The sequence below is a fragment of the Janthinobacterium sp. GW823-FHT01H08 genome (genome assembly GCF_058797855.1).
This window is the reverse complement of the sequence record NZ_CM179504.1, coordinates 3,289,312-3,313,326: the sequence shown is the minus strand read 5'-3', so window position 1 is coordinate 3,313,326 and position 24,015 is coordinate 3,289,312. Positions and strand designations below refer to the sequence as shown.

Sequence of the window (24,015 nt, the reverse complement as noted above, 5' to 3'; positions counted from 1 at the left end):
ACAAACGGGGGCGGCAGTGTTGATTTTTATCAAGTAAGAACCTCTCCCGACCGGCGATGGTCTATCTGGCGCAATGCTTGAGGCCGCGCAACATCGATCACTGGCCGCTGCGCTCTAATGGACAGCGTTGGCTGCATAGCCGCCCCATCGTTGATCGCCATGGCCAGCCTCGCCCATTTCCTCCATTTTTCCCGCTTGCAAGGACTTGCCGCCAGCCTGCGCCAGCTGGGCTGGCGCGACAGCGCGTGGCTGGCCGTGGCGCGGCTGCTGGAAAGCGTGCCGGGCGGGCGCTGCGCGCTGTACCGCTATCAATTCGTGGCGCAAGCGGTGGCGCCCGGCTCGCTGTGCCGCGGACGCGGCCGGTCGATCGCCGTCGCGCCTTGCCTGGCGGAAGCGGACTTGCCGCCCGGTCCCGCACGCCGTCCCGGCGTGCTGGCCGAACGCTACCGGCAAGGCGCGCAATGCCTGGTGGCGCGGGACAAGTCCGGCATGGTTGGCTGGATCTGGCTGCTGCGCCACGGCTGCCAGGAAGACGAGGTGCGCGCCCGCTATGCGCTGGCGTCGCAGCAATCGTCGTGGGATCTCGACGTGTGGGTGCATCCCGAGCAGCGCGGCGGCCTGGTCTTCGCGCGCCTGTGGGAAGAGGCCAACGCCGTGCTGTACGCGCAGGGCGTGCGCTGGTCGTGCAGCCGCATCTCGCGCTTCAACCGCGCCTCGCTGGGCGCCCATGCGCGCCTGGGCACGCATGCGCTGGGCACGGCCACTTTTCTCCGCTGCGGGCGCTGGCAATGGATGGCCGCCAGCCTGCCGCCGTATCTGCACCTGTCGCGCCGCCCCGACGACATCCCTTGCCTGGCTTTCGATACGTCGTCCCTGCCGCACTACCCTTCCCTGGAGCTGACATGCCGCATCTTGAAGCAGTAAAACGCATCCTCGACACCACCCTGGGCTTGAACGGGCGCGCGCTGGAAGCCCACACGCCGCTGCTGGGCAGCGTGCCGGAACTCGACTCGATGGCCGTGATCAGCGTGATCGCCGCGCTGGAAGACCATTTCGGCATCCTCGTCGCCGACGACGACATCCACGCGCGCCACTTCGCCACCGTCGGCACCCTGCACGATTTCGTGTTTGCCAAGCTGCGACCATGAACAGCGCCGCCATCGCCCCCCTGCCGCTGCTGCCCTTCTTCCTGCCCGCCAGCGGCGGCCAGCGCTACTGCCTGCTGCACCTGCCGTCGCCGGGCCGCAGCGCGCGCGGCGGCATCGTGTATGTCCACCCGTTCGCCGAGGAACTCAATAAAAGCCGCCACGTGGCCGCCGCGCAGGCGCGCGCCTTTGCCGCCGCCGGCTACAGCGTGCTGCAGATCGATCTGTTCGGCTGCGGCGACAGCAGCGGCGACTTTGGCGAGGCGCGCTGGGACATCTGGCACAACGACCTGCACCTGGCTTGCGCGTGGCTGGCGCAACGCGTTGACGGCCCGTTGACCGTCTGGGGCTTGCGCCTGGGCGCCCTGCTGGCCCTCGATTTCGCCAGCCGCGCGCCGCTGCCGCTGGCCCGTCTGCTGCTGTGGCAACCGGAACTCGATGGACGGCGCGTCATCGACCGCTTCCTGCGCCTGCGCCTTGCGTCGGGCATGCTGGCCGGAGGCGCACGGGAAGCGCCCGGACATGCGCGCGCCGTGCTGGCGAATGGCAAGCCTGTGGAAGTGGCGGGCTACCTGCTGGCGCCAGAACTGGCGCACGCCATCGACAGTGTCAGCGCTTCCGCCCTGCTGCCGTCAGTGCCCGTCTACTGGCTCGATTACCAGGCGCCGGAACACAGCGCCCCGCCCTTGCCGCCGCTGGCGCGCGAATGGCGCGAGCACGGCGCCGCCGTGCACGTGGCCAGCTTCGGCGACGGGCCGTTCTGGCACAGCGGCGAGCTGCTGGCGTGTCCGCAACTGCTGCACGCCACGCGGCTACTCTGCCGCGACTGGCTCGACGAGGAAAGGCAGCCGCCATGAAGCGCGACAGCAGCCAGCAGCACCTCGCAGGGCACAGCGTGCGCGAGCTGGCGCTGCGCTTTCGCAGCGCGGCTGGCGGCCCCGGTGACGACGAGGCGCAGGCGCACATGGTCGGCATCCTCAGCCTGCCCGCCGCGCCCGGCCCGCGCGGCATCTTGATCGTCACGGGCGGGCCGCAGTACCGGGTCGGCAGCCACCGCCAGTTCGTCCTGCTGGCCCGCGCCCTGGCCGCGCAAGGCTGGCCCGTGCTGCGTTTCGACCTGCGCGGCATGGGCGACAGCGAGGGCAGCGCGCGCGACTACCGCGCAGCCGGCCCCGACATCGCCGGCGCGCTGGCGCAATTCTTCGATGCCGTGCCATCGTTGCGCGAAGTGGCGCTGTGGGGCTTGTGCGACGGCGCCACGGCGGCCGCCTGCCATGCGCCGCGCGACGCGCGCGTCAAGGCCCTGGTGCTGCTCAACCCCTGGGTGCGCAGCGGCGCCGGCCTGGCGCGCGCCACCTTGCGCCACTATTATTTGCCGCGCCTGCTGCAAGGCGCGTTCTGGCGCAAGCTGGCGGGCGGCGGACTGCAGCTGGGCGCCAGCCTGGCGTCGCTGCGGCAGGTGGCGGCCGCCACGCAGACACCGGCAACAGAGGAAGACGATGCGCCAGCGCCGGCCCTGCTGCGGGCGCTGACCCAATTCCAGGGCAAGGTGCTCTTGATTCTCAGCGGCGACGACCTCGGCGCGCGCGAGTGGCAAGCGCTGGTCGCTGGCGACCCGGCATGGCGCGGCGTCACCGCGCGCGTGCAATGGACGCAGGCGCAGGTCGAGGGCGCCAACCACACGTTCGCCAGCGCCGCCTGGCGCGGCGCAGTGGAACAGCTGTGCGCACGGTGGCTGCAGTCATGGTAAAGACCTCACCGAACGCGGCCCGACCAAAACGGGTGCTGATGGTGGCCTACCATTTTCCGCCACTGGCCGGCGGCAGCGGCATCTTGCGCACCCTGGGCTTCGCGCGCCATTTGCCCGACTGCGGCTGGCAGCCGCTGGTGCTCAGTCCCAGCCCGGTAGCGTATGCGCAGAAAGGAATATCGCAGCTGGCGCAGATCGGGGAGCACGCCACCGTGCGGCGCACCCTGGCGCTCGATGCGGCGCGCCATCTGGCCATCTCCGGACGCTATCCGCGCTGCCTGGCCCTGCCCGACCGCTGGAGTTCCTGGTGGCTGAGCGCCGTGCCGGCCGGCCTGCGCATGATCCGCGAATACCGCCCCGACGCCATCTGGTCGACGTATCCGATCGCCACGGCGCACCTGATCGCGCTGACCCTGCAAAAACTCAGCGGCCTGCCGTGGGTCGCCGACCAGCGCGATCCCATGCTCGATGACAGCGACCCGCTGGCGCCGTATCCGCCCGAGCCGCGCCTGCACCGCATGCATGCGTGGATCGAACAGCGCATCGCGGCGCGCAGCGCGGCCATCGTCTGCACCACGCCGGGCGCCATCGATGCGCACCGGCGCCGCCTGGCGCAGGTCACGCGCGAGCGTTTCCACCTGATCGAAAATGGCTACGATGAAGACGGTTATCCGGACAGCCCTGCGCACACGGGCCACCGCAGCCGCTTTTTGCTGCTGCACAGCGGCGTGATCTACCCGTCCGAGCGCGACCCGCAGCCGTTGTTCGAAGCCCTGGCCCGGCTGCGCCACGACGGCGTACTGCATGCACGCAATTTCCAGCTGGTGCTGCGCGCGACGGGCCACGATGCGTGGCTGGCCAGCCTGCTGGCGAAATACGGCGTCCAGGACCTGGTCAGCCTGGAACCGTTGCAGCCGCACGGCGCGGCGCTGCGGGAAATGCTGACCGCCGACGGCTTGCTGCTGCTGCAGGCGGCCAACTGCAACGCGCAGATTCCCGCCAAGCTGTATGAATACCTGCGCTGCCGCCGCCCCATCCTGGCGCTGACCGACCTGGCGGGCGACAGCGCGGCCAAGCTGCGCCACTGCGGCATCGACACCATCGGCCAGCTGGCCTCAAGCGGCGACTGCGCGCGCGCGCTGCTGCGCTTCCTGGAGCTGGCCCGCCAGGGCCGCGCGCCGCTGGCCAGCCCCACCGCCATCGCCCTGCAATCGCGGCAAGCCCGCAGCAACGCCCTGGCCGATGTGCTGGACCAGGTCAGCCACAGGAGAACAGCATGAAGCACCCGATACTTGCCTGCACCCTGGCCGCCTGCTGCGGCATGGCGGCGGCCGAATGTCCGCCCTACGTCAAGCGTACGCCGGGCGGCGACTACACGAGCGCGGAAGACCGCGACGGTCTGTCCGTGATTGAGAAATTCCATTTTTCGCGTGCCGTGGAAACGCTCACGCAAGGCATGACGGGCAGCCTGGGCGCCGACATCAGCTACACCCTGGAGCACTTCCCGAACCACCACCGGGCGCTGGCGTCGATGGCCAAGCTGGGATTGCGGCTGAAAAGCGCGCAGCCGGTGGGCGCCCGCTACACGGTCAGTTGCTACTTCGAACGGGCGATCGCCTTCGCGCCGCAGGACGTGACGGCGCGCATGGTGTTTGGCAACTACCTGCTGGCCACGGGCCAGGATGCGATGGCGCTGGAACAGCTGGATGCGGCCAGCCGCCTGGCGCCCGAGCAGGCCACCATTCAGTACAACCTGGGCTTGATGTATGTGAAAAAGAAGGAATACGAGAAGGCCAGCGCGCATGCGCAAAAAGCCTATGCGCTGGGCTTCCCCTTGCCGGGGCTGAAGAACAAGCTGAAGGCGGCGGGCAAGTGGCGCGAGCCGCCGCCGGCGCCGGCCGTCGTTGAAGCGAAGGAAGCACGGAAAACCGAGGAACCGGCCGTGCCGCCGGTCGAAGAACCTAGCGGGGAATGACGGCCGGCCGCTGGGCCACGCTCCAATGCCCCGTCGGCGAGGCGGCCAGCGCGGCAGCCAGGTCGCGCCGCGATTGCGCCTTGTCGGCGGCCTCGCTGATGAACGCCAGTTCGGCCGGCTGCAGCGCGGTGACGGCGAGCAGCATCACTTCGCCATATGGCGTATCGAACGATGGCGCGATGCTGCTTGCGCCCTGGGCCAGCAGCACGCCCACCTGTTCGTCCTCGTCTTCGAGGCCTGCCGGCGCATCGCGCACGTCCAGCACCATCGAGACGCTGCCGTGGCGCTGCACCAGCAAGTCGATGGAGCCATGGTCGGCCACGTTCTGGCTGACCTGGTAGATCAGGTCGAACAGCCAGGAATGCGCCACGTCCTTGCCGTCAAAGGCGGACAGCGGCGCCTCGATGCACACTTCCAGCAGGTGGCCGCGCGGCACAAACACGTCGTCGTCATCCTCGAACGGATCGCTCAAGCCATCGCTGGCGATGATGATGGTATCGGCCCGGCGGATCACCCTCCAGGCCTGGCGCAGCGATGGCCAGCGGGGGCCTCCCATGAAGGCCGGGTTGACCAGCGGCGCCAGCACGTCAGTGTCTACGGTGCCCAGGGTGGCATAAAAGGCGTCGCGCGCGGCGCAAGCCGCGGCCAGCATTTGCGCGCCCGCTTCCTTGCCGACGACGGCGTCGTCCGGTTGCGGTACTTGTGGAATATCGTTTTCAGGCATGTTATCAATCTATTATTTACGACACCTGACAAAACCGTAGCGAGCGGAAGGGAGAGGTGGCTAAGAAGCGCAACCGTACTCTAGTACGGTGAGCATCGCAGGCCGCCTATACCGACGCGCAGTAGGGTTGGTCGGGTGTCAATCAGCAGGAGGGAAATCGTGATAATTGCGGGGCAGATAGCCCCAGATGCGCGCCACCCGGTCCCGCACCTCGAAATCGAAGCCGATGCGTTGGAGCTCCGGCACGATCCACACGCCATGGTCGATGATTTTCTTCGGCAGCAGCATGGCCACGTGTTCTTCCGAGTACAGGCTGATGTCGAACCATTCCACGCCCAGGAACGGGAACGGCGGGTGGTAATCCCACTCCGTGTCCCAGCGCGAGACGTAGCCGCTGACGGAGCCGTAGCGGTACGACGGCACCCAGTCGGTCCGCCCGCGCATGAAGGCCAGCAGTTCGTTCCACTTGCAGTCGTTGGCGGCGCCGGCCAGGTTGCGCCGCGCGATGTGGCCGCGCAGCTTGCGCTTGATGTCGTCGCCGCCGGCGTCGGCCAGCGGCAGGCTGGCGTGCGCCGCCAGGGCCATCAGCGGGCCACCGGCTTGACTTTCGACGCGGCCAGCACGGCGCGCTGGCGGGCCGTGTCGGTATCGTCGGCCGTGGCCAGTGCCACGCCCATGCGGCGGCGGGCGAACGATTCCGGCTTGCCGAACAGGCGCAAATCGGCGCCCGGCACCTTCAAGGCGTCGGCCACGCCTTCAAAGGCGATGCCTTTCGCTTCCAGCTGGCCGTAGATGACGGCCGAGGCGCCGGGCGAACGCAGCGCCACGTTGACGGGCAAGCCGAGGATGGCTTTCGCGTGCAGCTCGAATTCGCTCTGCACCTGGCTGGCCATCGTGACCATGCCCGTGTCGTGCGGACGGGGGCTCACTTCCGAGAACCACACCATGTCGTCCTTGACGAACAGCTCCACGCCGAACAGGCCCAGGCCACCCAGGTTGTCCGTCACCTTGCGGGCGATCTCGCGCGAACGCTCAAGTGCCAGCGGCGCCATGCGAGCCGGCTGCCACGATTCCACGTAGTCGCCCTGCACCTGCAGGTGGCCGATCGGCTCGCAGAACTGCGTTTCGATCTGTCCCGAAGCGCCGACGGCGCGCACCGTCAGCAGGGTGATTTCGTAGTCGAAGTCGATGAAGCCTTCGACGATGACGCGGCCCGTATCGACCCGGCTGCCGCTGGCCGCATAGGCCCATGCGGCGTCCACGTCAGCGGCGCCATCGAGTTTGGACTGGCCCTTGCCCGACGACGACATCACGGGTTTCACCACGCACGGGAAACCGATCTCCTGGCATGCCAGTTGCAACTCCTGCAGGCTGCTGGCGAAGCGGTATGGCGACGTGGCCACGCCCAGGGTTTCGGCCGCCAGGGTGCGGATGCCTTCGCGGTTCATCGTCAGCACGGCCGCGCGCGCGTTCGGGATGCACGTGATCTGCCCCGCCGCTTCCAGCGCCGCCAGGGTGTCGGTGGCGATGGCTTCGATTTCCGGCACGATCAAATCCGGCTTTTCCAGGTCGATCAGGGCGGCCAGCGCCACGCCGTCGCTCATGTCGATCACGTGCGAGCGGTGCGCCACGGGATGGCCCGGCGCGTTCGGATAGCGGTCGACGGCGATCACTTCCACACCCAGGCGCTGCAGCGCAATGATCACTTCCTTGCCCAGTTCGCCGGAACCCAGCAACATGACTTTGATGGCGGTGGAAGACAGCGGTGTGCCGAAGGTGCGCGGGGCGATGGTGTTGCTGGTGCTGATAGTCATGGGCAGGGTCAATCTGGCAATGGAAAGATGGCCGGAACTATAGCAAATGCCGGCCATCTTGGACAGGGTGCGCCGCTGGCGTGCGCCCCCTGCCCCGCGTGGCGGGCTAGCCCGCGTACGCGCGCTTGATCTGCTCGATGTCGATCTTTTTCATGCCCATCATGGCCTTCATCACGCGCTGGGCCTTGACGGGATCGGGGTCGCCCAGCAGCTTGATCATCAGGGTGGGCACGATTTGCCACGATACCCCGAACTGGTCCTTGAGCCAGCTGCATTGCTGCGCTTCCGGCGGCCCGCCCCGGGACAGCAGGTTCCAGTAGTGGTCGACCTCGTCCTGGGTTTCGCAATTGACCTGGAACGAGATCGCTTCGGAAAACTGGAATTGCGGCCCGCCGTTCAAGCCCGTAAACGTCTGACCATCGAGTTCAAAGGCCACCGTCAGCACGCTGCCCGGCTCCTGGCCGTGGATTTCCTTGCCTTCCTCGCCATAGCGCAGGATCTGGCCGATCTTCGAATTGGGAAATATTTCCGTATAAAACCGGGCCGCCGCCTCGGCGTTGCCGTTGAACCATAAACATGGGGTAATCTTTTGTACGCTGTGCATGATGTCTCCCTAGTCCGAAACAGGAACGCCTTCCCTGTGCGGGAAGGACCGCCACCAATATAGTCATTATTGGGCCGCCGGGGCGCGCAATTTGCCTCCCCCTTGCGCGACGTCGTCGCGCGCCAGCATGCCGGCGCTGGCCAGCAGCCGCAGCCGGGCCGATCGCCATTCCGCCTGGCAACGGATGCGCTCCTGCTGCGCTTCGAGCAGCGCGGACTGCGTGTTCAGCATTTCCAGGATATCGGCCGCGCCCAGGCCGAACTTGCGCCGCACGCTGGCCAGCGCGTCCTGCGCCGCATCCAGCCACGCTTGCGACGCGGCCAGGTTGGCCAGCGCCATGCTCGCCTCCGCATGCGTTTTCACCAGTTCCATCAGGGTCTGCTGCCGCACTTCCTCAGCCTCGGCCTCCCTTTGCCCCGCCTGCGCCTGCGCGCCGCGCACCTTGTAGTGGCGCGCAAAGCCGTCGAACAGGGGTATGTTGAGCGAGATGCCCACCAGCGTTTCGCGCGTGGAAGCCGGCGACAAGCCCTGGTTGGGCCGGCCGTTCTGGTAGAGATTGGCCGTCAGGTCGATGCTGGGGCGGCCCTCCGAGCGGGCAATCTCCACCCGTTCGCGCGCCGCCGCCAGCTGCGCCTGCGCCGCCAGGATGGCCGGATGGCGCGCCTGGGCCAGCGCCAGCCAGGCGTGCAGCTCATCTTGCAAACCCTCGCGCAGGCCCGCCGCCGCGCCGTCCCCGTCCCCGTCCCCGTCCCCGTCCAGGGTCACGCCCGCATCGGCCGGCAAGCCCAGGGTGTAAATGAGCACCGCGCGCGCCTTGTGGAACTCGCCGTCGGCGCGGCTGGCGCCCAGAGCCGCCTTGGCCAGGGCGCTGGCCGCCTGCAGGGTGTCGCTGTGCGAGCCGAGGCCCCGCTGCGCGCGGCGCTGCGTGGCCTGCACCGTTTCATTGGCCAGCGTCTGGTATTCCTGCCGCATGCGCACGCTGGCGCGCGCCGTCTGCGCCTCGAAATACGCGCTGACCGTCGCCGCCAGGGTCTTTTGCAGCACGGCGTCGCGGTTGGCCAGGGCCGCGTCCAGCATGGCTTGCGCCGAACGCTGGCCCGCCGCGCGCCCGCCGAAGTCGAACAGCCGCCAGGAAAAGCTCAGCGAGCCCGTATTGCTGTTCAGGCTGCCGGACGGCGTGCCGGCGCCCGGATAGGCCGTGCGGTCGTGCACCCGGCTCAAGCCCCCATTCAGGGTGGGCAGATAGGCAGCCCTGGCCTCGCCCACGCCGGCCGCCTGCAGCCGGATGCCGGCCCAGGCGCCATGCACCCGCGCGTTGCGGCACAGGGCCAGGTCGACGGCCGCCGGCAGGGTCAACGGCACATCGCCGTCGTACGTGGACGGGCATGGCGCGGCGTCCAGCATCTGCGCCCGGACTGGCGCGGCGGCCAGGAACAAACCGGCGGCGAAGAAAATGGCGGCGTGCCTAGCGTTCATGCAGCGCCTCCTTCTGGTGCCGCACCAGCGGCGAGAGCACGTATTCGACCACCCTGCGCGTGCCCGTGCGGATTTCCGCGCGCACGGCCATGCCGGCCGACAGCGGCACCAATCTGCCGTCGATGACGATGGCCGGCTGGCGCAAGGTGATCCTGACGGCGTAGACGGGCCCCTTTTTTTCATCCTCGATGGCGTCGCGCGAGACGCTGCTGACGACGGCGGGCACGGTGCCATACTTGGTGTAGTCGAAGGCGTCGATCTTGACGGCCACCGCCTGCCCTGCCTGCACGAAGCCCACGTCGCGGTTTTCCAGCATAGCGTCGATTTCCAGCTTGCCCTGGCGCGGCACGATCTGCATCAGCGCCTGCGCGGCCGGCACCACGCCGCCCACCGTATGCACCTTCAGTTGCTGCACCGTGCCGTCGACGGGGGCCGTCAGGCGCAGCAGGCTGCCGCGGGCGCCCGCGCGGCGCGCATCCTGGCCGCTGGAGGCCGCCACCCTCGCCCCTTCCGCCAGTGCGTCATACGCGTCTTTCCTCGTCTGCGCCACCAGGGCAGCCCGTTCGCTGCGGGCCGACGCCAGCTGGCCGGCCAGGTCGATGCGCGCCTGTTCCTTCTCCAGCCACGCGTGTTCGGCCACGTCGCGCGTGGCCAGCAGCGCCCGGTAATCGCCGGCCCGCTGCGCCGCCAATGGCAGCGCCTGCGCGTAGCGGGCGATTTCGCCGTCGAGGTGCGCCAGCCTGGCGCGAAAGCTCGCGTACTGGCCATCCACGTGCGCTTGCGCGGCGGCGCGCTCCAGGGCCGGGATCGCGTCCGGCGCCGCCAGCTTCGGCATCGTCAGTGTGTCGACGGCGGCGATCAGCGCGCGCGCGCGGGCCACCTGCAGCGCGGCCGCCACGGCGTCGCCGGCCGCCTTGTCGCGCTCGGCGTCGGGCCCCCGGCTGTCGAGTTCCACCAGCAGCTGGCCCGCCTGCACGGCCTGCCCTTCCCGCACATGCAGGGCGCGCACGGCCGCCACGTCGACGGAAGCGATGGTCTTGGTGTTACCGGATGGAATGATCTTGCCCGCCGCATGGACGATGATGTCGACCTTGCCAAAAACGGCCCACAGCACCACGCAGCCGACCAGCAGCATCAGCACCCTGGCAGTCAGGCGCAACGACGGCGACACGGGCCGCTCCTGCAGCGCCAGCGCGGCCGGCAAAAAGGCCGCCTCGTCTTCGCTGAGCACAGGGCCGCCCAGCGTGGCGCGGCTTTGCCAGCTGTGCCGCAGCACCTGGCCATAGCGTTTGAACAGCTCGCCATACGCGGCGAGACGGTGGCCGGCGCTCATGTTGCTTCCCCTGTTGCGCTCCCGTGCGTACCCTGCTGCAGGCTGTACAAATGGGCGTAGATGCCGCCCGGCCGCTTCAGCAGCGCGTCGTGGCTGCCCAGTTCCGCCACCTGCCCCCGCTCCATGACGACGATGCGGTTGGCTTCGCGCACGGCCGACAGGCGGTGGGCGATGATGAGTACCGTGCGCCCCGCGCAAATGCCGCGCATATTGTCCTGGATAATCTTTTCCGACTCGTAGTCGAGCGCGCTCGTCGCCTCGTCGAAAATCAGGATGCGCGGGTCGCCGATCAGGGCGCGGGCGATGGCGATGCGCTGGCGCTGGCCACCCGACAGGCCCGTGCCGTGTTCGCCCACCATGGTGTCGTAGCCTTCCGGCAGTTCGCAGATAAAATCGTGGGCGCCCGCCAGTTTTGCCACGGCGATGACCGCATCGATGGGCAGCGCCGGGTCGCTCAGGGCGATGTTGTCGCGCACGGAGCGGTTGAACAGGATGTTTTCCTGCAGCACCACGCCGATCTGGCGCCGCAGCGAGGCCGTGTCGATGACGGCGATGTCCTGCCCGTCGATCAGCACCTTGCCCCGCTCGGGGATGTACAGGCGCTGCGCCAGTCGCGTCAGAGTGCTCTTGCCTGAGCCGGAACGCCCGACGATGCCGATCACCTCGCCGGGCGCGATGGCGATCGACACCTCGCGCAGCACCTCCGCCGCGTCGGGTCGGTAGCGGAAACCCACCTGCTGGAAGTCGATGGCGCCGGCGATGCGCGGCAGGCGCGCCTTCTGGTTGCCCGCGTCTTGGCTACCCGCTTCCGTGCGGGCGTTGAGGATGTCGCCCAGGCGGCTCATGGAGATGCCCACTTGCTGGAAATCGTTCCACAGCTGCGCCAGGCGCAGGATGGGCGAGGCCACCTGCCCCGCCAGCATGTTGAAGGCCACCAGCTCGCCCACCGTCATCCTGCCGTCGATGACGAGCGTGGCGCCCCACCACATGATGGCCGCCGTCACCAGTTTACTCACCAGAGTGACGCCGCCGCTGGCCAGCATGCCGATGTTGCTTGCCGACAGGCCCGCCGACACATAACCGGCCAGCTGCTTTTCCCACTGCTGCTGCCAGCGCGGTTCCACGGCCATGGCCTTGACCGTGTCGACGCCGCTGATGGTTTCAACCAGAAAAGACTGGTTTTCCGCGCTGCGGTTGAATTTGTCGTTCAAGCGCCCCCGCAGCACGGGCGTGAGCAGCATCGACAGGACCGCGTAGATGGGGATAGACGCGAGCACGACCACGCTGAGCGCCGCGCTGTACCACAGCATGGCGGCGATGAAGATGAAGGAAAACAGCAGGTCGAGCACCAGGGTCATGGCGTTGCCGGTAAGAAAAGAGCGGATGTTTTCCAGTTCATGGATGCGGGCCACGGAATCGCCCACGCGGCGCGCCTGGAAATACGCGATCGGCAAGGCCAGCAGGTGGCGGAACAGCCGCGCGCCCAGTTCCACGTCGATCTTGCTGCTGGTGCGCGCGAATACATAGGTGCGGATGAGGCCCAGCGCCGCTTCGAAGACGATGGCGCAGACCAGGCCGATGGCCACCACGTTCAAGGTCTGCATGGCGTGGTTGACCAGCACCTTGTCCATCACCACCTGGAAAAACAGGGGCGTGGCCAGGCCGATCAGCTGCAGCACGAAGGAAATGAGCAGCACTTCGCCCAGCAGCCTGCGGTATTTGACGATGGCGGGGATGAACCAGCTGAAGTCGAAGCGGGCCGTCTCGCCCGCATAACTGGCCTTGCTGGTAAAAAAGATCAGTTCGCCCGACCAGATGGCGAGAAAAGCGTCGCGGCCGAGGATCTGCGGCGGCTGGCCCGGATGCTGAATCAGCACCTTGCTCACGGCGCCGTCGCTGCTGTCGACCTTGCCGAGAATAAAGAAACGCCCGTCGTGACCGATGGCGATGGCGGGCAGCGGCGCTTGCGCCAGCCGTTCGGGCGCCTGGCGCACCAGCTTGGCCGTCAAGCCCAGCCCTTTCGAGGCCAGCAGGACGGTTTGGCGCGTGAACACGGCTTGGCCGAAAGCGTGCTTGAGCTGGGCGCCGTCGGCGGCGATGCCGTGCAGGCTGGCCATCAGCAGCAGCGACAGCAGGCCCGTGTCGGGCGCGGGTTCGGTGGACGAAGTGGCGTGGCGATAGGGAAGTACGGTCATCGGATCATGTCGGAAATCAATGGCGCAGCCGGGCCGGCAGGTGCAAGGCCGGCCCGGCTGCGCGGGGGTGGAACTACGTGCTCAAGCGATCAACGTAAGCGATCATTGCGCTGCCGCCAGCTGGATCTGCGTCGACGGGTTGCCGTGGCCGGACCAGGGCGCCGATGCGGCCGCGGGCACGGCAAAACCGGCCATCGCTTGCACCAGCTGCGCCGGATCGGCTTGCCAGGCAGCGGATCCGCCCTGGCTGGCCGCGCCAAATTGCTGCGCGGCACGCCAGTTCTGCGCCAGCGCCGGCGCCAGGATGGCGGCCGTGCCGGCAGGCAAGGTCAGCTGGCCGGCCGGCGGCGGCGTCAGGCCAGCCATCGCTTGCACGAGGTTTTGCACATTGCTACCCAATAAGACGCGGCCATCGGCCATGCGGAATTCCTCGATGCGCACGGCCGTATCGGCAAACCAGTTATTCACGGTGATCTTGTCCGTGGTGCCGATGGTGCTCACTTCCAGGTTGGCGCCCTCCCGGCGGAACCACAGCTGCTCGGCGCTGACGCCGGCCAGGAAGGACACGACGTCATGGCTGCCCGCCTCCTCCGTCTCAGCGATGATGTCGGCGCCGTCGCCGCGGGCGAAGATATAGGTGTCGTCGCCCGCAAGGCCGGCCAGAGTGTCGCCGCCCTTTCCGCCTTGGAAGATATCATTGCCGAAGCCGCCAAAGAGAATGTTCTTGAGCTCATTGCCGATCAGCACATCGTCGAACTTGCTGCCGAACAGCATGCCGAAATTGGACAGCACGTCTACGCCGGGACGCGCGGTCAAGGGGCCACCAACGGGCGCGAAGACGGCCGTCACGCCTGTGCTGGCGCCGCTGTAAGTGACCGAGTTGCCGGCACCGGCGCCATCGAGCACATTGCCGCCGGGGGTATCGACATAAAAGACGTTGTTGTTATAGGCGCTGCCAGTCACCTTCAGGCCGGCAGAGGCGAGGCGCACGTATTCGACATTGTCGGCCACCGTGTAATCGACGCTGGTGTAGACGGTATCGTTGCCGCCGTTGCCCCGCTCGACGATGAAGTCGCCACTGTGGTTGACGTAATACGTGTCGTCGCCGCCCAGGCCTTCGAGCAGGTCGGCGCCGGCCGTGCCGTTGATGACATCGGCGTTCGCCGTGCCGACAAAGTGCTGCCCCGTGGGCTGCGTGGGACCGTTGAAGTGCCAGGCCTGGGCCAGCACGGGCGCCAGGGCAGCGGCCGTGGCGGCCGGCAGGGTCAGCTGGCCCAGCGGCGGCGGCGCCAGGTTCGCCATCGCCTGCACCAGCAGCTGCACGTCGGCGCCGCGCATGACGTGGCCGGCGGCCGTGCGGAATTCCTCGATGTTCGGCGCAGCCGCGTTCCAGCTGCGGATGGTGATCTTGTCCGTCGTGCCGATGGTGCTCACTTCCAGATCCGCGCCCACCTGGCGGAACCACAGCTGGTCGATGTTCACGCCGGCCAAAAAGGCGATGCTGTCGTAATTGGCGTCGGCCGAGGGCTCGGCGATGACGTCGGCGCCGTCGCCGCGCGCAAAGACATAGGTATCGTCGCCCAGGCCGCCGGTCAGCACGTCGTCCCCCTTGCCGCCTTGCAAGGTATCGTTGCCGAGGCCGCCGGACAGGGTGTTGGCCAGTTCGTTGCCTGACAGCACGTCGTCATGGGCGCTGCCTGTCACGTTGGAAATATTGACGAGCACATCGCTGCCCGGGCGCGCCGTGGCGTCACCGTTGACGGCGATCATGGCGGCCGTCACGCCAGCCCTGGACGCGGCATAGGTGGCCGAAGTGTTCGCGCCGACGCCGCGCAGCACATTGCCGCCGGCGGCATCGACGTGGAAGACGTTCGCGTTGCCGTTGCCCGTCACCGTCAGACCGGCGGCGCTGACATGCACCTCTTCGACGTTGGCGGCAAGGGTGTGATTGACGGTGGTGTAGACCGTGTCGCGTCCGCCGCCCGCCTGTTCGACGACAGCGTCGCCGCCATGGTTGACGTAATAGATATCGTCGCCGCCCAGGCCGGCCATCACGTCGGCGCCCGCCGTGCCCTTGATGATGTCCGGGTTCGCCGTGCCGGTGAAAGTGCCGTTGGTCGGCTGGTTCGGCCCTTCCGTGCGCCAGTTCTGCGCCAGCGCTGGTGCCAGCGCGGCGGCGATGCCGGCCGGCAAAGTCAGCTGGCCCGCCGGCGGCGGCACCAGGACGGCCATCGCCCGCACCAGGTTTTCCACGTCGCTTCCCAGCAGCACGCGGCCGTTGGCTGTGCGGAATTCATCGATGCGAGGAGGCGAGCCGGCGTTATACCAGCCATTGATGGTGATCCTGTCGGCCGTGCCGATGGTGCTCACTTCAAGGTTCGCGCCCACCTGGCGGAACCACAACTGGTCGGCGCTGACGCCTGCCAGGAAGGAGACGACGTTCCGGCTGCCCGCCTCCACCATCTCGGTGATGTTATCGGCGCCGTCGCCGCGGGCGAAAATGTAGGTATCGTCACCCATCGCGCCGAACAGGCCATCGTCGCCTTTGCCGCCCTGCAAAATGTCATTTCCATAACCGCCGGCAAGGAAATTCCTGAGTTCGTTGCCGGTCAGCACATCATTGAACTTGCTGCCGACGATGCTGGCCACATTCCTCACTACGTCAGCGCCAGGACGCGCCACTAGTGGGCCGTCCGCAGGCGCAAAGACAGCCGTCACTCCCGCGCTTGCGCCGCCGTAGTTGACCACGTTGCCCGTGCTGCCGCCATCAATCACGTGCCCGCCAGGGACATCGACGTAAAAGATGTTGTTGGTCGTGGCGCTGCCCGTCACCGTCAGACCTGCGGCGGTCAGGTGGACGTTCTCGACGTTCTCGGCCACCGTGTAGTTGACGCTGGTGTACACGGTATCGGTGCCGCCGTTGGCCAGCTCGACGACCACGTCGCCGCTATGGTTGACGTAATACGTGTCGTCGCCCGCCAGTCCTTCGAGCACGTCCGCGCCCGTGGTGCCGGTGAGTACATCGGCGTTCGCCGTGCCCACGAAACGCTGCGGGGCCGCCAGGCTGTTCAGATAGGCGTCAATGGCGGACACGCCGGCCGCTTCGGAAGATGGCGCGAAGGCGGCGGATTCAAATTTCTTAGTCATATTGCAGTTTCCTGTCGTTAAACTTAAAAAAAATCACGCGTGGATATGCCAGCGCAAGCCGGCATGGAAGACAAAGTCGTGCCGCGTCGAAAGGCAGCTTCGGCATGCACTCTGCAGTGACAGATCAGGCGGGGAAACACTGCCATTTGTCACGCAAATGTCATGAAAGCGGGATGTGGGGAGGGAGTGGCCGTACGGCGTGGGGATGGGACGTCGGCGGCTGGAGCGATGCTAAGTAACTAACCCCCAAGAAATTATTGTGATTTCTGACTTGCAAAACTTCACAAGAATTTCCTGAGGATTACTTAGCGGGCGCCCTCAGAGCTTGCAGGGCGCGCAAGCAGTCCATACTGGCCGCAAACGCCGCGAGCGCATCGTCCAGCGCCAGACCCGGCCGGCTGGCCGCGAAAACGGCCCAGGCTGGCGCGTGGCGCGCCGCCTCATTCCGGCCGTGCTGGCCATCGAGCCAGGCGATGGCAGCCATGGCTTGCTCCTGATCAAAGTACAACTGCGCCTGGAGCAGGTAATGTTCCAGATAGCGGTGCAGGTAGTCGCGGCTGGCGGGCGTATCGAAAACGGCCAGCGCCAGGCAATACGCGCTGCCCGCGTAGCAGACCTCGCTGGCCAGCAGCAGGCCGCCCAACTGATCCGTGAAGGCGCCCTGCCCGGTCAATGCGGCCAGGTAGGCGCCCGCCGTGCGGCTGCGCCAGTCGAATTGCCCCAGCAGGCGCGCGATGACGGCGGCGTCGGCCTGCGCCAGCCGCGCCACGCATGCGCTTGCCTGGGGCTGGTGCAGACCCATGTACAGGGGCCGCACCCAGTCGTCGCGCAGGGCCGCCGTCAGCGCTTCCTGCGGCGGCAGCTGCGCGATGCTGCGCAGCAGGTTTTGGAAGGCGTCTACGCGTCGAGGCCGTAAAACACGGCGACAAGGATGGCGATGTTGTTGCAGGCGCGGGAAAAGGTCGTTGTCGCGTAGGCCACGGCCACAGTGGGCGCGCGGTAGCGCAGGTAAACAAAGCTGAACATGGCGCCTGAACCGAGCGCGACAATCGCGTGCAGCAAGCCGCCGCTGATGAAATGCACGATGGCCCACAGGATGGCGCCGATAAAAATGCTCAGCTGCCGGGTGGCGCCCAGGCGCTTGAGGATTTCCAGCGGCAGCAACTGGCCGAGAAACGTTTCCAGGATGGGAGAATAGATGACGACCCAGAACACCAGCAGCGGCAGCGACATTTCGCGCTTGAACTTGGACAGGCCCGTGTGCGCGCCCCAGTATTCGGGCGGCAGCAGCCATTTCGTGAGGAACAGGATGGCAAAGCACAGCATGCAGGTGAGCAAGCCCCAGCCGAGACCGGCAAGGGCCAGCTGCAGCACGGGCGGCGCCGGCTTGTCGTCGTCCGGGCTGGATAGATCATGGCTGCTGCGCACTTGCATGAGTAGTCCTGGCGGTGATCCAGCGCTCATTGTAGCGCGGAATACGACTATTGGCGCATGGCTGCCGGCGCGCCGTGCCGCCGTGCCATCGGCGTCAGGCCGCCAGGCGCAAAGGGCCGTTCGCCGGCGGGGCCAGTTTAAAAATGCCCACTTCCTGTTCCAGCTGCGCCGCCTGCTGCTGCAATTCGTGCGCGGCGGCGGCCGCCTGCTCGACCAGCGCCGCATTTTGCTGGGTCACGCGGTCCATGTCGACGATGGCGCGGTTGACTTGCTCGATGCCGGCCCCCTGCTCCTGCGTGGCATGGCTGATCTCGGCCATGATGCCCGTCACCCGGCCGATGCCGGCCACCACCTCATGCATGGTGGCGCCCGCCTGCTCGACGAGCACCGTGCCCGTGCCCACCTTGCTGACGGAATCGTCGATCAGGGCCTTGATTTCGCGCGCGGCGGCGCTCGAGCGCTGCGCCAGGTTGCGCACTTCCGTTGCCACCACGGCAAAGCCGCGCCCCTGCTCGCCCGCGCGCGCCGCTTCCACGGCCGCGTTCAAGGCCAGGATGTTCGTCTGGAAGGCGATGCTGTCGATCACGCCGATGATGTCGACGATCTTGTTCGACGAGGCATTGATGAGACCCATGGTGTGCACCACTTCGGCCACGGCCTTGCCGCCCTGCTCCGACACCTTCGACGCTTCGCGCGCCAGGTGGTTCGCCTGCTGGGCGTTGTCCGCATTCTGGCGCACGGCGGAAATCAGTTCTTCCATCGATGACGCCACCTCCTCGAGCGAACCGGCCTGCTGCTCCGTGCGCTGCGACAAATCGCGGTTGCCCGAGGCGATCTCGGTCGAGGCCGTGGCGATGCTTTCCGTACCGTGGCGCACCTTGCCGACGATGGCGGCCAGGTTGTCGCGCATGGTCTTGATGGCGAACAGCAGGCTGCTGTCGTCGCCGTGGCGCGTATGCACGTCGATGGCCAGTTCCCCGAGCGCGATGCGTCCGGCGATCGTGGCCGCATACGCAGGTTCGCCGCCGAGCTGGCGCAGCAGGCCCCGCGTGATGACGGTGGCGACCGCAATACAAATGAGCACGCTGAGCGCGGCCAGCACGCCGATCCAGCGCAGCGACTGGCCGTAGATGGCGCGCGCGGCCACGCTGGCCTGCTCCGATTCGCGCTGCACGTTTTTCAGGACGGCATCGATGTCGGACACGATCTGGCGCCGCAGGGGGCTGCACTCCTCGACGAGGAAGGTGCCGTACTGCTCCATCTGTCCCGTGGCGCGGAACTGGCGCGGACGCAGCAATTCCTGCGCCATGGTTTTCAGGCCCGTGCTGACTTTCTCGAATTGCGCATCGCCGGCGAACTGCGGCGCCAGCTTCGCCAGCGCGTCCAGGTACAGCGCTTTCTGGGTGTCGAGGATGGCCAGCTCTTTTTCGGCGGCGGCCTGGTCATGGAAGATATACGCGTTGCGGGCGGCCAGGCCCGTCTGGTCGAGCGCTTCGCGCGCTACATACAGGGGGTCCAGTTTCTCCAGCTGTACTTTGTCTTGCGCGTCCATGGCGCCGGAGATGGCGCCGATGCGCAGCAGCGCGAAAGCGGCCAGCACCAGCATCAGCAAGACCAGCAGCCCGAAGCCTGCGCTCAGGCGCGCGCCTATCGTCAAACGATTGAATGACATCATTGTTGTTATTGCCCTGTATAAAGTTGATTGTTGCCGGTTCCGCCAGGCAAGCCCCGCTAGGGCTCGCCAGACACCAGCGATCTGCTCGCCGTCGTGTTGCCTTTCCCGCATGGCGCAGGATGGGTCTCTAACTGGCGTTTTTTGGGCAGTCAGCTTTTAATTTCGGGCAATGTAGTTGCGCGGCTGGAAACCCCGCGCAATACAACAGCACACTGAATTATAAGCGAACAGCGTTATGGATGATTCCACGCGCTCGCTTTTAGTGCCTTGATGCAAGTCAAGAACCGCCGCGTCAGCCTGCGCCCGGAGTGTCGATAACGGCCATGGTGATGCGCGAGATGCAGCACAGTTTGCCGTCATCGTCGCTGATGCGGATTTCCCAGACCTGGCTGGTGCGGCCCCGGTGGATGGGCGTGGCGCGCCCCGTCACGTGGCCGCCGCGCACGCCGCGCACGTGGTTGGCGTTGATTTCCTGGCCTACGCTGACCTGCTTGCTGCTGTCGAGGCAGGCATTCGCGGCCATGCTGCCCAGGGTTTCGGCCAGCAGGACCGACGCGCCGCCATGCAGCAGCTTGAAAGGCTGCATGGTGCGGTGGTCGACGGGCATGGTCGCCTCGATCCAGTCGGCGCCGAAGGCCGAGAATTCGATGCCCAGGTGGCGCATGGCCGTGCCCTCGCTGGCGGCGTTGAGGGCGGCCAGGTCGAGCGGTGCGTGCCAGATTTCCATTGTTACCCCTTCAGTGATGAAATAAAGCCATTGTAGGACAGAGCGCCAGCGCGCGCCGCTTCATCTTTCCTTCACCGTGGCACGGGGTAGCCGGGGCATTAACTGGTTATAATTGCCCCATTCTTTCAAAACGAGGTTGTGTATGAAGTGGGCCTTGCTGGGCATTTTTGTGTTTTCTGTTTTACATATTCATTTTCGGGGCAAGGTGCGCCTGCCGTTTCGCCGCCAGATCTTCGATCACTCCTCGTTCATGGCGCCGCTGAACCTGTTCATGCACACCTTTTCCAAGGTGCCGGCCACGCCCTATCTGTCCGTCGATCAATTCCCGGAACTGGCGCCGCTGCAGCAGAACTGGCAAATCATCCGCGATGAAGCGCTGCGCATGCAGGAAATGAAAAAGATCAAGGCGGCCGAAAAGAACAATGACGTGGGCTTCAATTCCTTCTTCAAGTATGGCTGGAAGCGTTTCTACCTGAAATGGTATGACGCGAACCACCCGTCGGCACAGCAGATGTGCCCGCAAACCTATGCGCTGCTGCAATCGATTCCGTCCATCAAGGCGGCCATGTTCGCGGAACTGCCGCAAGGCGGCAAGCTCAACCCGCACCGCGACCCGTTCGCCGGTTCGCTGCGCTACCACCTGGGCCTGCAGACACCGAACGACGACCGCTGCTTCATCGACGTCGATGGCGAGCGCCACAGCTGGCGCGACGGCCAGGCCGTGATGTTCGATGAAACGTATATCCACTGGGCCCGCAACGACGCCGACAGCGATCGCATCATCCTGTTCTGCGACATCGAACGCCCGATGCGCTACCGCTGGGCGCAAGGCTTGAACCGCTGGCTGGGCCGCACCCTGATGACGGCCGCCGCCTCGCCCAACGAGCTGGGCGACCAGGTGGGCGGCGTGAGTAAATTGTTCCAGATTTCCTGGACCATGGGCCAGTACCGCCGCCGCTTCAAGGCATGGAACAAGACGGCCTACCAGGTCACCCGCGTGGCGCTCGTGATTGGCATCATCGCGCTGATCTATTTTATTTAAGCGCCTTGCTTGCACCGCATTGGAAAACCGCCTTCGGGCGGTTTTTTTTATAATGCGATGCCACCGACCCGGAGAATGTTGAAAAATGACCGAACGCGACCGCCAGTACGACATCCAGATCGGCGACGACGCCTGGATCGAATTCATCGATCTTGACGGCCGCTATGACCAGGCGATCAACATCGATGCCTTGCTGGGGGAACTGTGGCAGCTGATCTGCCGGCTGGAAACGCATTGCGTGGCCGGCTGCTGCGGCATGCATGCCTACGATTTTACGCGCGCAGCGATCGATACGGCCTTGCTGGAACTCGATCGCGCGCAGCTGCATGCCGCGTGCGCGCAGGCCAGGGCCGCCGTGACGGCGGTGGCCAGCGATGTCTTGACGAGCGCCACGATGAATCACTTTGCGGATAAACGCGTGTTCTTGCAATTGCTCGATCATCTCGACGCGTGCATCGTCGCACAGGATCGCGCAGGGGCTTGACCTTGCCAAGGCGGGAAGGCCCAAGGTGACGGTATTGCAAGATAACCGAGGAGAATCCCGCATGCCAAAAATCACCGTCCTGCCCCATCCCGAACTGGCTCCCGACGGCGCCGTCCTCGACGCGCCCGAGCAAATGAGCATCTGCGACGCCTTGCTGCTTCACAAGATAGACATCGAACATGCCTGCGGCCAGGTGGGCGCCTGTTCCACCTGTCACGTGGTCGTGGTGCAGGGTTTCGACTCGCTCAACGCACTGGGCGACAATGAAGAAGACATGCTCGACCAGGCCTGGGGCTTGCAGCCCCACTCGCGCCTGTCCTGCCAGGCGCGCGTGTCAAACGAAGACCTGACGGTCGAACTGCCCAGGTACACGCTCAACCACGCCAAGGAATAGTCCCCGGCGCGGTGCGCCGCTTAAACCATGCTTACCACATGATCACGCGCTGCTCGGGCGGCAGATACATCGGGTCGCCCGGCTTGATGCCGAACGCCTCATAAAAGCCGGGCTGGTTCTTGACCGTGCCCTTGGCGCGGAATTCGCCTGGCGAATGGGGGTCGCTCTTGATCTGGGCGATGGCCGCTTCGGGACGCAGTTTCGCGCGCCATTTCTGCGCAAAGCCGATGTACAGGCGCTGTTCGCCCGTCAAGCCGTCGATGACGGGCGACGGCTTGCCGCCCAGCGAACGCTGGTAAGCCTTGTAGGTGATCGACAGGCCGGAATTGTCGCCGATGTTTTCGCCCAGGGTCAGCTCGCCATTGATGTGGTAGCCCGGCACGGGGCTGTAGGCGCCGTACTGCTTGACGAGGCCGGCGGCCAGCGCCTTGAAGGCGGCGCGGTCTTGCGCCGTCCACCAGTTGCGCAGGCGCCCCTTGGCATCGTACTGGCTGCCGGAATCGTCGAAGGCATGGCTGATCTCATGGCCGAAGGTGATGCCCAGCAAGCCGTAATTGACGGCGTCTTCCGCTTTCACGTTGAAGAATGGCGGCTGCAAAATGGCGGCCGGGATGGTGATGGCGTTCAGCGCGGGGCTGTAGCTGGCGTTGACGGTTTGCGGCGTCATCGACCATTCGTCGCGGTCGACGGGCTTGCCCAGCTTGGCCAGGTTTTGCTGGCGGCTCCACACGCGCGAGGCGCGCACGTTGGCGATCAGGTCGTTCGGCTGCGTCTGCATGCTGCTGTAGTCGCGCCAGGTATCGGGATACGCGATCTTCGGCTTCAGGGCGGCCAGCTTGAGCTGGGCTTCCTTCTTGGTTTCCGGGCCCATCCAGTCGAGCTGCTCGATGCCATCCTTGAACGAGGCGACGAAATTGTCGAACATGGCCATCACGCGGGGCCGGGTTTCCGGCGGCAGATACATGTCCACGTAGCGCTTGCCGACGGCATCGCTGATGGCGTTATCCGTGAAGCGCAGCGCCAGTTGCCACTGAGGTTCGCTTTGCGGCACGCCGCGCAGCACCGTGCCGTCGAAGGCGAAACGCTCCTTGACGGTGGCGCTGTCCAGGTAGGAAGCATAGCTTTCGATGATGCGCCAGTTCAGGTAGCTCTTCCACGATGCCAGCGGCACGGCGGCCACGGCCTCGGAAAAACCGCTGAGGAAGCTGGGCTGGCGTACCACGGCCGAGCTTTCCTTTTTCGCCAGGCCGGCGGCGGCAAAGTAGGCTTTCCAGTCGAAGGCGGGCGCCAGTGCCGCGAACTTGTCGAAATCGACGCGGTTGTACGACTTGACGGGATCGCGCATCTGCACGCGCGTCCACTGCACGGCCGCCAGGCGCGTTTCGATGTCGAGGATCTGCGCCGCGTGTTCGGCCGCGGCCTTGTCGCCGCTCATGGCCAGCATGGTCTCGATATGCTTGAGGTATTTGGCGCGCACGGCTTGCAGCTTGGCGTCGTCATCCTTCAGGTAGTAATCGCGGTCGGGCAAGCCCAGGCCGGACTGGCTGATGTTGACCGTGTAGCGCTCCGGGTCTTGCGCATCGGGCGCCACATAGGCGGAAAACGGCGTCTGGATGCCATTGCCTTGCAAATAAGCAAACAGCGCCGGCAAGTCCTTCTTGTCCTTGATGGCGGCGACGCGGGCCAGCTCGGCCTTCAGGGGCTTGAAGCCGGCCGCATCGCGCGCCTTGTCGTTCATGAAACTCGTGTACAGGTCGGCGATCTTGTGCGCCTCGCTGCCGGGCTTGCCCGGGTTCTTGACGGTGGCATCGATCATGCCGCGCAGCTGGCCTTGCGCGATTTCACGCAATTCGATATACGTGCCCCAGACGGATTTGTCGGCCGGGATCTCCGTATTGCGGGTCCACACGCCGTTGACGTAGCCGTAGAAATCATCCCTGGGACTGACGGCCGGGTCCAGCGTTTTCAGGTCGATGCCGGAGACGGGCGCTTGCTGAGCGTACAGCGATGGCGAGGATAAGGCGAACAAAGCGCAGCAGGCGGCGCTGATAAGCGAACGTTTCACGAAGATTCCTTTAATTGTTTTCACTTCATGT

22 protein-coding genes are annotated in these 24,015 nt (G+C 66.2%); 9 read left to right on the top strand and 13 right to left on the bottom strand.

The window, feature by feature from the left end; genetic code table 11:
• Positions 1 to 159 precede the first annotated feature (159 nt).
• From AC3RCG_RS14730 to AC3RCG_RS14705, 6 genes are read left to right on the top strand one after another with little or no spacing between them, the layout of a single operon-like run.
• On the top strand, positions 160 to 924 hold the full coding sequence (locus tag AC3RCG_RS14730; protein ID WP_492401488.1) for a GNAT family N-acetyltransferase: 765 nt from the start codon (positions 160 to 162) through the stop codon (positions 922 to 924).
• The gene (locus AC3RCG_RS14725) at positions 903 to 1,148 is read left to right on the top strand and encodes an acyl carrier protein (protein WP_230503384.1); all 246 of its coding nucleotides are present in this window, start codon (positions 903 to 905) and stop codon (positions 1,146 to 1,148) included. The genes AC3RCG_RS14730 and AC3RCG_RS14725 overlap by 22 nt, the downstream gene beginning before the upstream one ends.
• Entirely contained in the window at positions 1,145 to 2,002 is an 858-nt protein-coding gene (locus tag AC3RCG_RS14720) for a hydrolase 2, exosortase A system-associated (protein ID WP_230503386.1), read from the top strand. The genes AC3RCG_RS14725 and AC3RCG_RS14720 overlap by 4 nt, the downstream gene beginning before the upstream one ends.
• Positions 1,999 to 2,895: a hydrolase 1, exosortase A system-associated gene (locus AC3RCG_RS14715; protein ID WP_492401489.1), complete on the top strand. Its 897-nt coding sequence runs from the start codon at positions 1,999 to 2,001 to the stop codon at positions 2,893 to 2,895. The genes AC3RCG_RS14720 and AC3RCG_RS14715 overlap by 4 nt, the downstream gene beginning before the upstream one ends.
• The gene (locus AC3RCG_RS14710; protein WP_492401490.1) at positions 2,889 to 4,175 is read left to right on the top strand and encodes a glycosyltransferase; all 1,287 of its coding nucleotides are present in this window, start codon (positions 2,889 to 2,891) and stop codon (positions 4,173 to 4,175) included. Before AC3RCG_RS14715 ends, AC3RCG_RS14710 begins: the two co-directional genes overlap by 7 nt.
• Complete coding sequence (locus tag AC3RCG_RS14705) at positions 4,172 to 4,870, top strand: ABC transporter permease (RefSeq protein ID WP_230503391.1); 699 nt, start codon at positions 4,172 to 4,174, stop codon at positions 4,868 to 4,870. The genes AC3RCG_RS14710 and AC3RCG_RS14705 overlap by 4 nt, the downstream gene beginning before the upstream one ends.
• Here AC3RCG_RS14705 and AC3RCG_RS14700 read toward each other — a convergent pair.
• The 12 genes from AC3RCG_RS14700 to AC3RCG_RS14645 form a co-directional block, all read right to left on the bottom strand.
• A complete protein-coding gene (locus tag AC3RCG_RS14700; RefSeq protein WP_492401492.1) occupies positions 4,857 to 5,594 on the bottom strand; it encodes a hypothetical protein in 738 nt (245 codons plus the stop codon). The genes AC3RCG_RS14705 and AC3RCG_RS14700 overlap by 14 nt on opposite strands.
• A gap of 138 nt (positions 5,595 to 5,732) precedes the next feature.
• Positions 5,733 to 6,179 (bottom strand): DUF6678 family protein, encoded by a 447-nt coding sequence (locus AC3RCG_RS14695; protein ID WP_070288303.1) that lies wholly within the window; start codon positions 6,177 to 6,179, stop codon positions 5,733 to 5,735.
• Positions 6,179 to 7,408, bottom strand: a complete 1,230-nt coding sequence (purT, locus tag AC3RCG_RS14690) for a formate-dependent phosphoribosylglycinamide formyltransferase (RefSeq protein WP_492401493.1) — start codon at positions 7,406 to 7,408, stop codon at positions 6,179 to 6,181. Before purT ends, AC3RCG_RS14695 begins: the two co-directional genes overlap by 1 nt.
• Positions 7,409 to 7,514: 106 nt before the next feature.
• On the bottom strand, positions 7,515 to 8,012 hold the full coding sequence (locus AC3RCG_RS14685) for a VOC family protein (protein ID WP_492401495.1): 498 nt from the start codon (positions 8,010 to 8,012) through the stop codon (positions 7,515 to 7,517).
• Between the two features lie 66 nt (positions 8,013 to 8,078).
• Positions 8,079 to 9,488: a TolC family protein gene (locus tag AC3RCG_RS14680; RefSeq protein WP_492401496.1), complete on the bottom strand. Its 1,410-nt coding sequence runs from the start codon at positions 9,486 to 9,488 to the stop codon at positions 8,079 to 8,081.
• Positions 9,478 to 10,821 (bottom strand): HlyD family type I secretion periplasmic adaptor subunit, encoded by a 1,344-nt coding sequence (locus AC3RCG_RS14675; RefSeq protein ID WP_492401497.1) that lies wholly within the window; start codon positions 10,819 to 10,821, stop codon positions 9,478 to 9,480. The genes AC3RCG_RS14680 and AC3RCG_RS14675 overlap by 11 nt, the downstream gene beginning before the upstream one ends.
• Positions 10,818 to 13,016: a type I secretion system permease/ATPase gene (locus tag AC3RCG_RS14670; RefSeq protein WP_492401498.1), complete on the bottom strand. Its 2,199-nt coding sequence runs from the start codon at positions 13,014 to 13,016 to the stop codon at positions 10,818 to 10,820. Before AC3RCG_RS14670 ends, AC3RCG_RS14675 begins: the two co-directional genes overlap by 4 nt.
• Before the next feature lie 102 nt (positions 13,017 to 13,118).
• Entirely contained in the window at positions 13,119 to 16,163 is a 3,045-nt protein-coding gene (locus tag AC3RCG_RS14665; RefSeq protein ID WP_492401499.1) for a calcium-binding protein, read from the bottom strand.
• A gap of 301 nt (positions 16,164 to 16,464) precedes the next feature.
• The gene (locus AC3RCG_RS14660) at positions 16,465 to 16,965 is read right to left on the bottom strand and encodes a DUF6000 family protein (RefSeq protein ID WP_492401500.1); all 501 of its coding nucleotides are present in this window, start codon (positions 16,963 to 16,965) and stop codon (positions 16,465 to 16,467) included.
• Between the two features lie 95 nt (positions 16,966 to 17,060).
• Positions 17,061 to 17,597, bottom strand: a complete 537-nt coding sequence (locus AC3RCG_RS14655; protein WP_070288294.1) for a CPBP family intramembrane metalloprotease — start codon at positions 17,595 to 17,597, stop codon at positions 17,061 to 17,063.
• A gap of 94 nt (positions 17,598 to 17,691) precedes the next feature.
• Positions 17,692 to 19,272, bottom strand: coding sequence for a methyl-accepting chemotaxis protein (locus tag AC3RCG_RS14650; RefSeq protein WP_492401501.1), 1,581 nt, complete (start codon positions 19,270 to 19,272; stop codon positions 17,692 to 17,694).
• Positions 19,273 to 19,564: 292 nt separating this feature from the next.
• The gene (locus tag AC3RCG_RS14645) at positions 19,565 to 19,999 is read right to left on the bottom strand and encodes a hotdog fold thioesterase (protein WP_492401503.1); all 435 of its coding nucleotides are present in this window, start codon (positions 19,997 to 19,999) and stop codon (positions 19,565 to 19,567) included.
• A gap of 142 nt (positions 20,000 to 20,141) precedes the next feature.
• Here AC3RCG_RS14645 and lpxO point away from each other — a divergent pair, with 142 nt between their 5' ends.
• From lpxO to fdx, 3 genes are all read left to right on the top strand, one after another.
• Complete coding sequence (lpxO, locus tag AC3RCG_RS14640; RefSeq protein ID WP_070218708.1) at positions 20,142 to 21,041, top strand: lipid A hydroxylase LpxO; 900 nt, start codon at positions 20,142 to 20,144, stop codon at positions 21,039 to 21,041.
• Positions 21,042 to 21,126: 85 nt separating this feature from the next.
• Complete coding sequence (locus AC3RCG_RS14635) at positions 21,127 to 21,525, top strand: DUF6331 family protein (RefSeq protein ID WP_492401505.1); 399 nt, start codon at positions 21,127 to 21,129, stop codon at positions 21,523 to 21,525.
• Positions 21,526 to 21,586: 61 nt separating this feature from the next.
• Positions 21,587 to 21,919: an ISC system 2Fe-2S type ferredoxin gene (gene fdx, locus AC3RCG_RS14630; RefSeq protein ID WP_070218706.1), complete on the top strand. Its 333-nt coding sequence runs from the start codon at positions 21,587 to 21,589 to the stop codon at positions 21,917 to 21,919.
• A gap of 31 nt (positions 21,920 to 21,950) precedes the next feature.
• Here the strand turns inward: fdx and AC3RCG_RS14625 are convergent, their stop codons facing one another.
• The gene (locus AC3RCG_RS14625) at positions 21,951 to 23,984 is read right to left on the bottom strand and encodes a M13 family metallopeptidase (protein ID WP_492401507.1); all 2,034 of its coding nucleotides are present in this window, start codon (positions 23,982 to 23,984) and stop codon (positions 21,951 to 21,953) included.
• Between the last annotated feature and the right edge of the window lie 31 nt (positions 23,985 to 24,015).